Here is a 16,072-nt window from a genome sequence, read left to right as displayed (position 1 = left end):
GAAACCCGGATTTATGAATCACGCTCTCTTTATGCCGAAATGATTTACAGATACCCGCTTTACTGAAGCTTTTCAGTAAATGAGGGGTAAACCAGTTTAGAAAGCAGGTGGAAAGAATATGGAACAAAATGTAGTATTGGAAATGCGTGATATCAGCAAAAACTTTACAGGAGTCCGTGCCCTTTCCCATGTGGACTTTACCCTTCGAAAGGGCGAAATCCACGCACTGATGGGGGAGAATGGTGCAGGTAAATCAACACTGATTAAGGTGCTGACCGGTGTACATGAATTTGAAAGTGGAACAATTCATATGGCTGGAAACAGTAATGCCATTATTAACCACTCGCCTCAGGAAGCGCAGGCAAATGGTATCAGTACAGTATATCAGGAGGTAAACCTTTGTCCCAACCTGACTGTAGCTGAGAACCTTTTTATTGGCAGAGAACCGAGAAAGATGGGGATGATTGATTGGAAGCAGATGAATGAGCGCTCAGGAAAACTTCTTGAGAGCCTGGACATTCATGTGCCGCCAACACAGATGCTGGATGAATGTTCCATTGCGATTCAGCAGATGATCGCAATTGCCCGTGCAGTGGACATGAAGTGCCAGGTACTGATTCTCGATGAACCGACATCTTCACTGGATGATGATGAAGTTGAAAAGCTGTTTGTACTTATGAGAAGACTTCGTGACGAAGGTGTAGGTATTATCTTTGTTACGCATTTCCTTGAGCAGGTATATGCAGTCTGCGACAGGATTACAGTTCTTCGTAATGGTGAACTTGTTGGGGAATATGAGACGAAAGATCTTCCGAGAGTAATGCTGGTTGCCAAGATGATGGGTAAGGATTTTGATGATCTTGCAGATATTAAAGGCGATCATAAAGACAAGAGAATCACAGATGCAGAACCTGTAATCGAGGCAAAAGGATTATCTCATAAGGGAACGATCAAACCGTTTGATATTACCATCAATAAAGGTGAGGTTATTGGTCTTACCGGACTTCTGGGTTCCGGACGTTCTGAATTGGTTCGTGCAATTTATGGTGCGGATAAAGCTGATACAGGAACTTTAAAAGTAAAGGGAAAAGAAGTAAAGATCAATACTCCGCTGGATGCCATGAAACTTGGTATGGCATATCTTCCGGAAGACAGAAAGGCAGAAGGTATTATTGCAGATCTTTCTGTAAGAGAAAATATTATTATAGCGCTCCAGGCTAAACGCGGTATGTTCCATCCATTAAGCAAGAAAGAAATGGAGGATGCTGCTGATAAGTATATTAAATTACTGCAGATTAAGACAGCAAGTCGTGAAACTCCGATTAAGAGTCTGTCCGGTGGTAACCAGCAGAAGGTTATCCTTGGAAGATGGCTTCTGACTAATCCGGATTATCTGATTCTGGATGAGCCGACCAGAGGTATTGATATCGGTACTAAGACAGAGATTCAGAAACTGGTTCTTGATCTTGCGGATCAGGGAATGGCAGTTACATTTATCTCCTCAGAGGTTGAGGAAATGCTCCGCACCTGCTCCCGTATGGCAGTTCTTCGTGATGGCCAGAAGGTAGGGGAGCTGGAAGAGGATGAACTTTCCCAGAGCGGAGTTATGAAAGCTATTGCCGGAGGTGACGATAAATAATGAATAAGAGTAAATTAAAGAAAATAACAAGTGCACGTCTGTTTCTTCCTATTGTGTGTCTGATCGCAGTACTTTTGCTGAATGTGATCAGAACACCGGATTTCTTTAATGTATCAATCCGAAACGGTGTACTCTATGGTTACATTGTTGATGTTATTAACCGTGCTTCAGAGCTGGTTATCCTTGCAATCGGTATGACACTGGTAACAGCAGCTTCCGGTGGACAGGATATCAGTGTTGGTGCAATCATGGCAGTTGCAGCGGCTGTCTGCTGTCAGATTCTTTCCGGCGGACAGGTTTCTGTAAATGATTACCAGAATCCTGTGATCCTGGCTGTTATCGCAGCACTTCTTGCATCTGCATTATGTGGTGCATTTAATGGATTTCTGGTTTCCAAGCTGAATATTCAGCCAATGGTTGCAACTCTGATCCTTTACACAGCCGGTCGTGGTATTGCTCAGCTGATCACAAACGGACAGATTACTTATATTCGTGTGGATTCCTTTAAGATGGCTGGTGGATATATTGGAAAATGCCCGATTCCTACACCTATTTTCTTTGCGATCATTACAGTTGTTATTGTGTACCTGATTTTGAAGAAGACTGCTCTTGGGCTTTACATTGAAAGTGTTGGTATCAATGGAAAGGCAGCTCGTCTTGTGGGATTAAATTCTACGATGATTAAATTCCTTACCTATGTTATCTGTGGTGTACTGGCTGGTATTGCCGGTATTGTGGCATCCAGCCGTATCTACTCTGCAGATGCAAACAACATTGGTCTTAACCTGGAAATGGATGCCATCCTTGCAGTTGCGCTTGGCGGAAACTTCCTTGGTGGTGGTAAATTCAGCCTGATCGGTTCCGTAATCGGTGCCTACACTATTCAGGCTCTGACCACAACACTCTATGCGATGAACGTAAAAGCAGACCAGCTTCCTGTTTATAAGGCAATCGTAGTTGTTATCATCGTTACACTGCAGAGTGATGTATTTAAGAAATATATTGCCAACTTAAAGGCTAAAAGAAGTGTGGCAGCAGAAGGAGGTCAGAAGTAATGAAAGCAAATGTACAGAAAAAGAAAATAACGGGAAATGGCTTCCTGCTTCTGATCACAATCGCATTATTTGTAGTAATGTATGTTGCAGGTATGATTGTTTTTGCTGATAAAGGTTTTGCAAAACCTCAGATGTTTCTGAACCTGTTTGTATCTAATGCGGGTCTTCTGGTTATTGCGTGTGGTCTTACAATCGTTATGATCACCGGTGGTATTGATATTTCCGTAGGTTCTGTTACTGCACTTGTATGTATGGTTCTTGCAGACCTTATGGAGAACAAAGGTGTGAACGCATATGCAGCAGTTTTAGTTGCACTGCTTATTGGTGTTGCTTTTGGTATTGTTCAGGGCTTCCTGGTAGCTTATCTGGATATCCAGCCATTCATCGTTACTCTGGCAGGTATGTTCTTCGGACGTGGTCTGACAGCTATCATCAGTACTGATATGATTTCTATCAAGAATGAGTTATTCCTGAAATGGGCAAATTACCGTTTCTATATGCCTTTTGGTTCAACCAGTAAGAAGGGTAAATTTATTCCGGCTTATATTCCGCCGACAGTTGTGATTGCTCTGATTGTTGTAATTCTGATCGCGGTTCTTCTGAAATATCGTAAGTTTGGACGTAAGCTTTATGCAATCGGCGGTAGCCGTCAGAGTGCATTAATGATGGGTCTGAATGTTAAGAAAACTATTTTTAATGCTTATGTTCTGGATGGTTTTCTTGCAGGCCTTGGTGGCTTCCTGTTCTGTTTGAACAGTTGTGCAGGTTTCGTTGAGCAGGCAAAGGGTCTTGAGATGGATGCAATTTCATCAGCGGTTATTGGTGGTACGCTTCTTTCAGGTGGTGTTGGTACTCCGATTGGTACTTTGTTTGGTGTGTTGATTAAGGGTACGATTTCCAGTTTGATTACTACTCAGGGTACTTTGTCAAGCTGGTGGACAAGAATTATTCTTTCTGCGTTGCTTTGTTTCTTTATTGTTATTCAGTCTGTTGTGGCTTCTATGAAGAAGAAAGCGAAATAAGTGGTTGTATTATGAAACAAGCTGAGACTTTTGGGAGTCTTGGCTTGTTTTTTTGTAGAGGGACGCGCGAAACAGCATCTCTCTGTGGGTTCAGTTCCGGGGGTTAAGTAACTCTAAGGTGGAGGAAATCCGCTAAAAGCATGAAGAAAAACGCAAAACTCGCTCCGCCTCCGACTTCGCTCAGACAGGTTGCTGTTTTTCTTCATAACGCGGATTTTCTCCGCCTAAGAGTTACTAAGCCCCCTCCAGATTCACCCACAGAGAGATGCTGTTTCGCGCTGGGTACTGGCAACGATTTAGAGCGAAGCAAGTAAATTTCTGATAAACTGTGGAGAAGATATTGGGGTATGGGCAGGTTGCGAAGAGGATGATGTTATTAACTTGAACGTGAGTATCGATACTTTATTATTATTGTTCGCTAGTAATATCCTGCGAAGCGTGTTATTGAGAACGGAGTGAACAGTAATGCTTTATTTGTTTATAACTGTGAATTATGATGGTTTGCTTGCCATGGGGGGAGTTTTATTTTATACTTTAAACAATGAATGATGTTAAGGTTAAAGGGGATTTTGATCTTGATATTATTGAAATTATGTGAGAAATGTGGCTTTACTAATGGTTGGATATGTAGTACAATCGTAATTTATTATGCGTTTATTTTAGGAGGATTATTATACAATGTGGATTGCAGATGGATGGAAAGATTATGAGGTTATTGATACTTCCTGTGGGGAGAAGCTGGAGCGTTGGGGGGATTATCTTCTGGTGAGGCCGGATCCGCAGGTTATATGGGATACGCCGAAGGTAAATAAGGGCTGGAAGCATATGAACGGGCATTATCACAGAAGTAAGAAGGGCGGCGGTGAATGGGAGTTTTTTGATTTGCCCCAGCAGTGGGATATTCATTATAAGGGACTTACCTTTAATTTGAAACCTTTTAGTTTTAAGCATACCGGGCTTTTTCCGGAGCAGGCTGTGAATTGGGACTGGTTTGGCAATAAGATCCGCAATGCGGGACGTCCGGTGAAGGTGTTGAATCTTTTTGCATATACAGGTGGTGCGACTCTGGCGGCAGCGGCAGCGGGAGCTTCTGTTACTCATGTGGATGCTTCTAAGGGTATGGTTACCTGGGCAAAGGAGAATGCGGTTGCTTCCGGTCTGGGAGATGCTCCGATCCGCTGGCTGGTAGATGACTGTGTGAAGTTTGTTGAGCGTGAGATCCGCAGAGGGAATCATTATGATGCGATCATTATGGATCCGCCTTCTTATGGACGTGGACCGAAGGGGGAGATCTGGAAGATTGAGGATTGTATCCATGACCTGATTAAGCTGTGTACAAAGATTCTCAGCGATGAGCCTTTGTTTTTCCTGATAAATTCTTATACAACAGGTCTGGCACCGGCAGTTCTTACTTATATGTTGTCTACTGAATTGAAAAAGTTCGGCGGGCATGTGGACTCTCAGGAGATCGGGCTTCCGGTAAGCTCTAACGGACTGGTTCTTCCATGTGGTGCTTCTGGAAGATGGGAGGCGTAGAAAGGTTTCCTTTTGTTTGTCATTGACGGAAAACTGCTTTTTAGCCGAATCAGTTAAGTCTTCTGCAGAGATTGTGAAAAGCAATTTCACATGAGTTCAATTTGAACTGTTTGGCGAGATGGGAGGAAACGTGATTATGAAGGAACTTAATTTAAAACATGAAGCCAAGCGTTACGGCTGTGCGGTTCTGGCTGCAACGATCATGGCGTTGAATATTAAGACATTTGTTCGTGCAGGCGGTCTTTTTCCGGGAGGATTTACAGGACTTACTCTGCTGCTCCAGAACATTTTTCAGACATTTATGGGGATTGCAGTTCCGTATACGCTGATTAATGTACTGCTGAACTCTATTCCTGTATTTATTGGTCTGAAATTTATCGGAAAGAAATTTACGATAAGTTCTGTCTGTGTGATCGTGCTTTCCGGTCTGCTTACGGATATTATTCCCAGTCAGCCGATCACTTATGATACATTGCTGATCAGTATCTTTGGCGGTTTGATCAATGGCTTCTGTATCAGTCTCTGTCTGATCGGTAATACCAGTACAGGTGGAACGGACTTTATTGCGATTTATTTTTCCGAGAAAAATGGCAGGGATATCTGGAATTATATTCTGTGTGGAAATGCAGTGATCCTGACAGTGGCAGGTTTGCTCTTTGGATGGGACAGAGCGCTTTACTCTATTATCTTCCAGTTTACTTCTACTCAGGTGATTCAGATGCTGCATCAGAGATATAAGAAGCATACGCTGTTCATTATCACGAAGGAGCCGTATCAGATTTATGAGGAGATTTTCAAACTTACCAATCATACGGCGACACGTTTTGAAGGTACCGGATGTTACACAGACGAGAAGACCAGTATGATCTATTCTGTAGTCTCTACAGAAGAAGCAAAATATCTGGTAAAGAAGGTACATGAGATCGATCCGAAGGCTTTTGTAAATATTATCAAAACCGATTACATAAACGGAAGATTTTACCAGAAAACAGATTATTAATTACTTGTATTCCCTTTCTGTGAGCGTATAATACAGGATATAAGGAATCTGTTCGTTCATGGAGTTTGTACTTAAAATTGGATGAACAGTAACCGGCACACAAGGAGGGTGATATATATGGGTAATGCAACAGAAAGCACACTTCCTCACGGCAATACCTCAGGCTATGACCGCAAAGCCTGCAGGACATGCGCCTGTTCCACCTGTTATGAGCAGGAGTTCTGCGACAGATGCAGTTCCTGTCAGAATCAGTCACGGAAATTAGACAGGTGCAATGCTTACGAGGGGGCATATAACTATTAACCTCAACATATCCCTATCTGCTGCAAAATAATAAACAGTGGATGGGGATTTCTTTATAAAAAACAGTTATTATATTATAAGTATAAGCAATGTTTTTCTATAGCAAGCCTCTTAATCAATATGCATTATTTACGAGGGTTGCTATAAGTTTACAGATTCATAAGATGTATCTGATATAATAATTCTGTTACTTACTGATATAAACTTTCCGTAAGTTCTTTTGCTGATGAACTTTGCTATAGAATTTTTTTGGGGATGGCAGAATGTTGAATGGTTACAAAAGAACAATTATTTACAGGAGAAGAAAAAAATATGATCGTATATCACTATTGCAGTTTAGAATCATTGAATTCTATTTTGAAAAATCGTTCCCTCCGTCTGACAAATATCCTGAAATCCAATGATTCCATGGAGATCAGCTGGATCTGCAGGTATTATGACGCAGAATTTAAAAGAGCTTATGAAAATGCTTCAGATTTATTCAGATCAAAGATTTCATCAGAGAGATTGATGGGATATGTGAAACTGTTTACAGATGAATTTTTCAATGAAAATCATGCAGACTTCAGATATTATGTAACCTGTTTTTCGTATCAGAATGATCTGCTCAGTCAGTGGCGGGGATATGCGGATGACGGGCGCGGAGCTGCCATCGGATTTGACCTGGATGTATTAAAAGAAGTTGTAACGGTTTCTCCGGAGATTTCAAAGCCGTCAATTGTGTCATTACATAAGATCAGTTATTCTGAAACAGAGCAGAGAGAAGTTGTACATCAGATAGTGCATGAATTGGTTGATGAAATCGAGAAGATATTACAGAAAGAAGAACAATGTCGGGAAAGCATTGAGGAAAAGCAGGATTATGAAATAGAAGTACTGGATAAAGTCATGAACTGTTTTGAGAAAAAGTTTTTGAAATTATTTCAGGAATCTGTTTACATGAAAAATCCGTTTTTCAGAGAGGAAAGCGAAATCCGATTGTGCGAGTTTTCGCCGAAACAGTTTCTGATGGGAAGAGAAGTTGAACTTTCTCTCGGTGCACGTTTATATAACTATTCCTACTATGTAAAAGAAAGTCAGCTGATATCTTATGTGGATTTTGATTTTTCAGATTGCCTTGACCAGCTGATAAAGGAACTCGTTATAGGGCCAAAGTGTCTGATGTCAGAGAGAGACATGGAATATTATCTGACAACGCTCGGTCTGTCGAATTGTCGGGTAAAGAAATCGCAGGGGACATATCGGTAATATATTTATAGCAATTCCCTTATATGGGCATATCAGACATCATGGAAAGGCAGATGAAAGACATGAAAAGAAAATTACCATTCAGAAAAGTGGCGGTATTTCTGATACTGGCATTATTTCTGACAGCAGGCATCAGTATGCGTGCAGTTACCGTAAATGCAGCTACATATGTGAAACAGGACAGAACCTCCGTCAGCATCACATCGAAGAAAACGGGATGGCAGAAAATAAACGGAGATTACTATTTTTATAATTCAAAGGGGCGTCTGATCTGCGGTTCTTTTAAGTATAAAGGTTATTATTACTACAGTATTGCCAACGGCAAACGTTTCACCGGGTGGATGAAGCGTTCCGGTAATAAATACTATTACAATCGCAAAAATGGTGCCATGTTCCGCAATCGCTGGGCAACAGGTGATAAATATACCTATTATTTCAATGAATCCGGCGTGGCAATTGCCAGGCAGTGGCTTACTCAGGATGGAAAAAAATACTATTTCCTCAGCAATTCCACCATGGCAAAGGGCTGGCAGAAGATAGGAAAATATTATTACTATTTCAGCAAGAAAACAGGAGTGATGGCAAAAAATACCTGGATAGGTAAATATTATGTAAACAGCAAAGGGCAGCGTGTAAAATCTTCAGATACTAAACCGACAAATACTAAACCAACAGTTACTCAAAGCGGCAATACTTACGAATACAAAAGCAGCACTCTTAATATTAAACTTAAACGCAAATCAGTCCATGGAATTTCCTACTGGGTAGCGCATATAAAGACAGCCAGTGCCAAACAGCTGAAATCCGCCCTCTCCAACGGAACTTATGGCGGATCCCGACAGACAACTTCTGATGCAGTATCCTCAAATGGAGGCATTATCGGAGTAAACGGCAGTGCTTTCGACTATGGTACAGGAAAACCATCCCCCCTTGGTATGTGCATCAAAAACGGGATTATCTATGGTGATTACATGACCAGTTATTCAGTCATGGCAGTAAAGAAAGACGGAACCATCTATACTCCGGCACAGGGACTTATGGGAAAAAATCTTCTTGCAGCCGGTGTAAAAGATACATATAATTTTGGTCCGGTTCTTATTAAAGATGGCGAAGCCCAGCTTCCATGGGCTGAAACAGAAAAATATTATCCACGTACAGCGGTAGGAATGGTAAAGCCCAACGATTATGTACTCCTTGTAACAGATACCGGCAGCTATAATGGTCTTAATCACTGGGATATGGTGGATATTTTCAAATCCTACGGCTGTACTTATGCTTACAACCTGGATGGAGGCGGTTCTGCAACCCTGTACTTTAATGGAAAAGTAATGAACAAACTTATCGGCAATACTCAGCGTCCATGCGCAGACTTCCTTTATTTCACCCGATAATCCTTTTCCAGATAAGAATCCCGTCTGCTTGCACATGCTGCCAAAGCCCAGCACACAAGAATCAGCAGCCCGATTCCCATAGCCAGCACAGCAAGCAGGATTATGATAATTGCGTGGATAAACATAGACATGGATGACCTCCTTTCACAGTCATTCGGTTATGAACTGAGCAGCGAAGCAGATGATTTTATCCGCCTGACTTGTCTCATTCACTGACTTGGATAAAAATGGATGTTGTATAAGGAGTAATAAAAAGATATCAGGATGACCTGACAAGAACAATTAAGACAGTTAAAAGATCTGTTAACTGATTTAAATATACGCTGTCACACTCAAAAAAGCAAGCCGAAACTTTCGAGGGATTTCGACTTGCTTTTTGGCTGATTATTTACGAGGCTTGTTATAAGTATCAGAGAAAGATGTTACGGCAATCCGGAATGAATTTGGGTTACGTTACTGAGAACAGAGGGAACAGTAACGATTGTTTTGGTAAAATATTAACAATTCCATAAAAACACTTGACAACCCTACTTTACCATACTAAAATGTAAAAAGCAAAAAAACTGTTGCCGTAGGAAAAACAAATGATTGCCCTATACGGAAAAAGGGACATCCTTCCATGGCAGAACAAGGAGGAATATTATGAAAAAATACAGCGACATGAGCAAAGAAGAACTGCTTACACTCAAAGCACAGCTGGATAAAGAATACGCAGATATCAAAGCAAAGGGCTTAGCTCTCGATATGTCACGTGGAAAACCGTCAGCAGACCAGCTCGATCTCTCAATGGGATTAATGAACGTATTAGGCAGCGATTCAGACCTCAAGTGTGAAACAGGAGTAGACTGCCGTAACTACGGTGTTATCGACGGAATCCCGGAAGCTAAACGCCTCCTTGGAGAAATGTCCGAGGTAGATCCGGACCACATCATCATCTACGGAAACTCAAGCTTAAACGTTATGTTTGACAGTATTGCACGTTCTATGACACAGGGTGTAATGGGAAATACCCCATGGTGCAAACTTGATAAGGTAAAATTCCTCTGTCCTGTACCGGGATATGACCGCCATTTCAAGATCACAGAATTCTTCGGAATCGAAATGATCAACGTGCCAATGACACCACAGGGACCGGACATGGATATGGTAGAGAAGCTTGTCAGTGAAGACGCATCCATCAAAGGAATCTGGTGTGTGCCGAAATACTCCAACCCACAGGGATATACTTATTCAGCAGAAACAGTAGAGCGCTTTGCGCATCTGAAACCAGCAGCACCTGATTTCCGTATCTACTGGGATAACGCATACAGCATTCATCATCTCTATGATGACAATCAGGACTTCCTTGTAGAAATCCTTGAAGCATGTGCAAAAGCAGGAAATCCTGATCTTGTATATAAATTTACATCAACATCAAAAGTCAGCTTCCCGGGTTCCGGTATTGCAGCAGTTGCAGCTTCCAAAGCAAACCTGGAAGATTTCCGCAGCTACATGCAGATCCAGACAATCGGACATGACAAATTAAACCAGTTACGTCATGTAAAATTCTTCAAAAATATCGACGGTCTTCATGAACACATGAGAAAACATGCGGCAATTCTCCGTCCGAAATTTGAAATGGTCCTTAACACACTGGACAGAGAACTTGGCGGTCTTGGAATCGGCGAGTGGACAAAACCACATGGTGGATACTTCATTTCCTTTGATTCAATGGAAGGATGTGCAAAAGCTATTGTTGCCAAGGCAAAAGAAGCAGGTGTTGTACTTACAGGAGCAGGCGCAACTTATCCATATGGAAAAGATCCGAAAGACTCCAATATCCGTATTGCACCAAGCTTCCCGACTCCTGAGGATCTTGGAAAAGCAGCAGAAGTGTTCGTACTCTGTGTTAAACTTACAAGTGTAGAGAAACTACTGGCTACTGTTCGCTGATAATATCCCGCGAGGTGTTTTTTGTGAGCGAAGATCACAGAAAACCCGAGACATACCGCGCGAATTTATGCAATTAGCATAAATTCTGTGCATCGCGAAGCGTGTTACTGTGAACGGAGTGAACAGTAACACTACTGGAAAACGCATAAAAGAGAATAATCGTATTTACTTTCTGGATAAATAATGTGATAATAAAACTGCCCGGCATAATTTCTTGCCGGGCGGTTGCTGTTTATAAAAAAGAAAGGAGAGGATGTCGTGAGCAGCAGAAAGAAAATCATGATCACCCTGATCATAATCTTGCTCCTGCTGACTGCCGGAGTATATGGATATGGTGTATACTATTTCACAGAGCATTTCTTACCGGGATCAATGGTAAACGGATTCAACTGTTCCTATATGACAGTATCCCAGTCAGAAGAATTGCTTACGCAGAAGGTGGGAGCATATGTTCTTACTATTGACACCAGAAATAACGGACAGGAAAGTATCACAGCAAAACAGGCGGGACTTTCCTATGACTCAGATGGAAGTGTTGATAAACTGATCAGAAATCAGGATCGTTTTACATGGTTTCTTGCTTTTGATCAGCACAGGAATTATGAGGTGTCCTCCTCCATTAAATATGATGAGCAGAAGACAGAGGCTGTCATTTCCGAACTGAAATGTATGCAACAGGAGAATATGACAGAGCCTTCGGATGCTCATATAGAAGAGAAAGACGATAAGTTTGTAATTGTTCCTGAGCAGGAGGGAACTGCACTGAAACCAGAAAAAACAAGTCAGGATATTATAGATGCTCTTGTCACAGGACGAACGCCGGTTGATCTGGAAGCAGATGGATGCTACAAAGAACCGAAAGTTTATCAGAGTGATGAAACTCTGACGAAGAATTGTGACCTGATAAACAAACTTACGGATGTAGTGATAACCTATGATTTTGACGATTGCACAGAGACAGTAGACAGAGATATGATCAAAAACTGGCTCACAACAGATGAAAACGGTCTTTATACACTTGACAAAAAACAGATAGAAGCATATATCAGTGAACTGGCGGCTAAATATGATACGGTTGGAACAGAGAGAACATTTAATACATATGATGGTCGTGAGATTACTGTCAGCGGAGGGAATTATGGCTGGCAGATCGATCAGAAAGCGGAGCTGAAAGAACTTACAGAACTGATAAAAAACGGAGAAACCCAGGTCAGAGAACCTGTTTATTCCCATGAAGGTCTGGTCAGGAAAACAAATGATATCGGATATACGTATATAGAGATTGACCTGACGGCCCAGAGAATGGTATTCTATAAAGATGGAACGCCGACTGCGGATGCGCAGATCGTATCCGGAAATCCATTCGTGCCCAACTGTGCAACTCCTGTGGGATGTTATACAACAGGTGAAATGAAGAGCGGATGTACAGTGAACGGAGAGGACTATCCTTCTGCTGTAAATTACTGGATCCCATTCGATGGAAATCTGGGGATCAGTGATGCTCCATGGAGAATGGATTTCGGAGGACAGCTTTATGAATTTGAAGGCACACATGGAAGCATCTGTGCACCATCCGATCAGGTGCAGATCATTTTCAGCAATGTTGAGAAGAACACACCGGTTGTTATTTATGAATAAAGGAGAAAAATGATGAAGATTGTAGTATTAGCGGGGGGAACAAGTACAGAACGTACTGTTTCCATTACATCAGGAACAGGAATATGTAAGGCATTACGACAGAAAGGACATCAGGCGATTCTTGTGGATATTTTTTGCGGCATTGAGAATGTGGACCGGGAGAATCCGTTTCCGTCAGAGTATGATGTGGACGCAGCATCAGAATATATGTCAGCATTTAACGACAGGATTGAACAGATGAAAAAAGAGAGAAGAAGCTTCTTCGGACCAAACGTGCTGAAACTCTGCGAGGCGGCTGACATTGTTTTCCTGGGACTTCATGGTGCGAACGGAGAAGATGGAAAAGTACAGGCAACATTTGACCTGATGGGAATCAAATATACAGGAACCGGATATTTAAGCAGTGCCCTGGCAATGGATAAGGGAATCACCAAGCAGATGTTCCTGATGAATAATGTACCAACACCGCGGGGAGTGTCTATGGTAAAAGAAGAAATGACCACAGATCTGAAAGCACTTGGAATGGAATTTCCTGTAGTTGTAAAAACCTGCTGTGGCGGTTCCAGTGTAGGTGTTTATATTGTGAATGATCAGGCCGAATATGAGCAGGCTCTCAAAGACGCTTATTCTTATGAAAATGAAGTCGTGGTCGAAGAATATATAAAAGGACGTGAATTTTCAGTAGCGGTTGTGGACGGAAAAGCTTATCCGATCATCGAAATTGCTCCGCTTCAGGGATTCTATGATTATAAAAATAAATATCAGGCCGGCTCTACGATTGAGACCTGTCCTGCCGAAATTTCACCGGAACTCACAGAGAAAATGCAGCATTATGCGGAAGCAGGAGCCAAAGCTCTGTTTATGGAAGGATACTGCCGTCTTGATTTCATGATGAAGGAGAATGGAGATATGTATTGTCTGGAAGCAAATACTCTTCCCGGAATGACACCAACCAGTCTGATTCCGCAGGAGGCAAAAGTTCTGGGAATCGACTATCCGACTTTATGTGAGAAACTGATTGAAGTTTCCATGAAAAAATATCCGACGCAGGATTTCACACTATAGAGCGTGTCTGCAGTAATTTATAGAATTGTTATAGATGCATTATTAAGAGAATTGCTATAACAGGAAAGAAGATACAAAAAATATTATGAAAAACTTAACTCTTGAAAATATCGCCCGCGTATGCGGCGGTACTTATTATGGTCCGGCTGATAAATTACAGGAAGAAGTAATGTCTGTTATCACAGACAGCAGAAAAGCAGAAGAAGGATGTCTGTTTGTACCTATTGTGGGGGAACGTGTAGATGCCCATAAATTTATCCCACAGGTAATGGAAGCAGGGGCACTGGCAACCTTGTCGGAACGGGTGCTTGATAACGCTGATTTTCCTTATATCGCAGTAGAATCTTCTCTTCAGGCAGTGAAAGATATTGCAGAGTTTTATTTAAAGCAGCTTCAGATCCCGGTTGTGGGAATTACAGGAAGTGTTGGTAAGACAAGTACAAAAGAAGTGATCGCATCTGTTCTGAACCAGAAATACCATACTCTGAAAACACAGGGCAACTTTAACAATGAACTTGGTCTGCCTCTCACAGTTTTTCGTCTGCGTGATGAAGATGAAATTGCAGTTCTGGAAATGGGAATCAGTGATTTCGGTGAGATGACCAGACTTGCGCAGATTGCAAGACCGGACACCTGCGTGATCACGAATATCGGTACCTGCCATCTGGAGAATCTGGGAGACAGAAATGGTGTTCTGAAAGCAAAGACAGAGATTTTTAAATTCCTCAGACCGGAGGGACATATTGTATTAAATGGCGATGATGACAAGCTTATCACAGTAAAAGAATATGAAAAGATAAAACCTGTATTTTTCGGAATGAGTAGTGAATGTCAGGTTTACGGTGATAAGATTGTAAGCAGAGGGTTAAAGGGAATGACCTGCACCATTCATCTGGGGGATACTGCATTTACAGTTGATATCCCGATGCCGGGGCGCCATATGGTATATAATGCGCTGGCAGCAGCTGCAGTTGGAAATATTTATGGACTTACAACTGAGCAGATTAAAGCCGGAATCGAGAGCCTGGAGCCGATCAGCGGTCGTTTCAGAATGATCGAAACAGATAAATTTCTGATCGTAGATGACTGCTATAATGCAAATCCCATGTCCATGAAAGCCTCTCTGGATGTTCTGCAGGATGGTGCAGGACGCAGAATAGCAGTCCTTGGCGATATGGGTGAACTTGGAGAGAATGAAGTTCAGCTTCATGAGGAGGTAGGAGAGCATGCCGGAAAATGTGATATTGATGTTCTTATCTGTACAGGTAAACTGTGCAGAAATATGGCAGAGAGAGCACAGCGGACAAATCCGGACCTGAAAGTAATCTATGAGCCGGACAGAGAAAGTCTGCTGGAGCATCTGGAAGGTTATGTACAGGATGGTGACACTATTCTTGTGAAAGCTTCCCATTTTATGAAGTTTGAAGAGGTAGTTACGAAACTGGAAAATATGTAAACACTTCGAGACATTTTTGTCTTTTTATGAGAGAATTTGATGAGCGATTTTAGTTCCATGATACCGGAAACAGCAGTATAATAATCCTGTCAGTTTATGAGCAGGCAGCGAAGCAGATAGTCTTATCTGTTCAAGTGAGGAGGATGTTATGCTGGAGAAAGTTATGGAACTGCATTTCCTGCTGTATGCCATGATGTTAATGGGCGGACTGGGAGCACTGGGGATGCTGACCACACATCTTACCTACCGAAGAATGATCAGAAAAAATACAGAGGTTAAATCAAATCTCAAAGAGAAATGGACAAATCTTTGGAAAACAAGAGACAGGCTGTTGAACCGTATGAACCGGTTTGTCTGGTATCCGTCACTTTTCTGTATCGCTTTTCTTGGACTGGCTTTTTTCCTGTATTCCAAAGATGCACGATGGGACGGAATGCCGCTGGCATATCTTTATGTGGCTGCGATCATTCCGACAGCATTGCTTTTGCTGAGACAGGCGCTGGATTTTACATACAGAGAAGAACTTCTGATGAATTCTTTTTCTGATTATGTGGAACATGCCCGCACATGGGTAGAAGAAGTGCCGGTGCCGGAGAAGGCTGACGAAGCTGTAAAAGAGGAAATCGTTGAACATATTGCGGACAGTATCCGCCAGACTGCAGCAGCAGGAAGCCATTTCAGCGGAATGCTTACACCCGAGGAAGATGAGATTATGAGAGAAATCATAAGAGAATTTATGAAATAAAGACATGAAAATTCACTGCAAATGAGACACACAGGATCAGAA

At 42.0% G+C, this 16,072-nt stretch carries 14 protein-coding genes; 13 read left to right on the top strand and 1 reads right to left on the bottom strand.

Annotated elements, in window-relative coordinates:
- Window positions 1–118 precede the first annotated feature (118 nt).
- The 8 genes from LJE11_RS03860 to LJE11_RS03825 all read left to right on the top strand — a co-directional run bounded on the left by LJE11_RS03860 (window position 119) and on the right by LJE11_RS03825 (window position 9,194).
- The gene (locus LJE11_RS03860; RefSeq protein ID WP_008705031.1) at window positions 119–1,639 is read left to right on the top strand and encodes a sugar ABC transporter ATP-binding protein; all 1,521 of its coding nucleotides are present in this window, start codon (window positions 119–121) and stop codon (window positions 1,637–1,639) included.
- Complete coding sequence (locus LJE11_RS03855; RefSeq protein ID WP_008705030.1) at window positions 1,639–2,694, top strand: ABC transporter permease; 1,056 nt, start codon at window positions 1,639–1,641, stop codon at window positions 2,692–2,694. The genes LJE11_RS03860 and LJE11_RS03855 overlap by 1 nt, the downstream gene beginning before the upstream one ends.
- The gene (locus tag LJE11_RS03850; RefSeq protein ID WP_008705029.1) at window positions 2,694–3,716 is read left to right on the top strand and encodes an ABC transporter permease subunit; all 1,023 of its coding nucleotides are present in this window, start codon (window positions 2,694–2,696) and stop codon (window positions 3,714–3,716) included. Before LJE11_RS03855 ends, LJE11_RS03850 begins: the two co-directional genes overlap by 1 nt.
- Before the next feature lie 678 nt (window positions 3,717–4,394).
- Window positions 4,395–5,252 (top strand): class I SAM-dependent methyltransferase, encoded by an 858-nt coding sequence (locus LJE11_RS03845; RefSeq protein ID WP_118568989.1) that lies wholly within the window; start codon window positions 4,395–4,397, stop codon window positions 5,250–5,252.
- Between the two features lie 136 nt (window positions 5,253–5,388).
- The gene (locus LJE11_RS03840) at window positions 5,389–6,252 is read left to right on the top strand and encodes a YitT family protein (RefSeq protein WP_081017093.1); all 864 of its coding nucleotides are present in this window, start codon (window positions 5,389–5,391) and stop codon (window positions 6,250–6,252) included.
- 117 nt (window positions 6,253–6,369) lie between these two features.
- Window positions 6,370–6,555, top strand: coding sequence for a hypothetical protein (locus LJE11_RS03835; protein ID WP_020993174.1), 186 nt, complete (start codon window positions 6,370–6,372; stop codon window positions 6,553–6,555).
- A gap of 270 nt (window positions 6,556–6,825) precedes the next feature.
- Window positions 6,826–7,803 carry a DUF2971 domain-containing protein gene (locus LJE11_RS03830; protein ID WP_226840077.1) on the top strand — a complete coding sequence of 326 codons (978 nt, stop codon included), beginning with the start codon at window positions 6,826–6,828 and terminating at the stop codon, window positions 7,801–7,803.
- Window positions 7,804–7,865: 62 nt separating this feature from the next.
- Window positions 7,866–9,194 (top strand): phosphodiester glycosidase family protein, encoded by a 1,329-nt coding sequence (locus LJE11_RS03825; protein WP_161280699.1) that lies wholly within the window; start codon window positions 7,866–7,868, stop codon window positions 9,192–9,194.
- On the opposite strand, the gene LJE11_RS03820 is transcribed toward LJE11_RS03825, so the two are convergent.
- Window positions 9,179–9,325 (bottom strand): hypothetical protein, encoded by a 147-nt coding sequence (locus LJE11_RS03820; protein WP_161280697.1) that lies wholly within the window; start codon window positions 9,323–9,325, stop codon window positions 9,179–9,181. The genes LJE11_RS03825 and LJE11_RS03820 overlap by 16 nt on opposite strands.
- 511 nt (window positions 9,326–9,836) lie before the next feature.
- Here LJE11_RS03820 and LJE11_RS03815 point away from each other — a divergent pair.
- From LJE11_RS03815 to LJE11_RS03795, 5 genes are all read left to right on the top strand, one after another.
- Window positions 9,837–11,126, top strand: a complete 1,290-nt coding sequence (locus LJE11_RS03815; protein ID WP_227295562.1) for an aminotransferase — start codon at window positions 9,837–9,839, stop codon at window positions 11,124–11,126.
- A gap of 258 nt (window positions 11,127–11,384) precedes the next feature.
- The gene (locus tag LJE11_RS03810) at window positions 11,385–12,764 is read left to right on the top strand and encodes a L,D-transpeptidase family protein (protein WP_227295561.1); all 1,380 of its coding nucleotides are present in this window, start codon (window positions 11,385–11,387) and stop codon (window positions 12,762–12,764) included.
- Window positions 12,765–12,776: 12 nt separating this feature from the next.
- A complete protein-coding gene (locus LJE11_RS03805; protein WP_008705012.1) occupies window positions 12,777–13,829 on the top strand; it encodes a D-alanine--D-alanine ligase family protein in 1,053 nt (350 codons plus the stop codon).
- 85 nt (window positions 13,830–13,914) lie between these two features.
- A complete protein-coding gene (locus LJE11_RS03800) occupies window positions 13,915–15,285 on the top strand; it encodes a UDP-N-acetylmuramoyl-tripeptide--D-alanyl-D-alanine ligase (RefSeq protein WP_118575535.1) in 1,371 nt (456 codons plus the stop codon).
- 148 nt (window positions 15,286–15,433) lie between these two features.
- Window positions 15,434–16,030: a hypothetical protein gene (locus tag LJE11_RS03795; protein ID WP_025577784.1), complete on the top strand. Its 597-nt coding sequence runs from the start codon at window positions 15,434–15,436 to the stop codon at window positions 16,028–16,030.
- Window positions 16,031–16,072: the final 42 nt, after the last annotated feature.

The sequence above is a fragment of the Blautia sp. DFI.1.216 genome, assembly GCF_020594215.1.
Classification (GTDB): Bacteria; Bacillota; Clostridia; order Lachnospirales; family Lachnospiraceae; genus Blautia_A; species Blautia_A wexlerae.
This window is presented reverse-complemented; position numbering and strand designations above follow the sequence as displayed.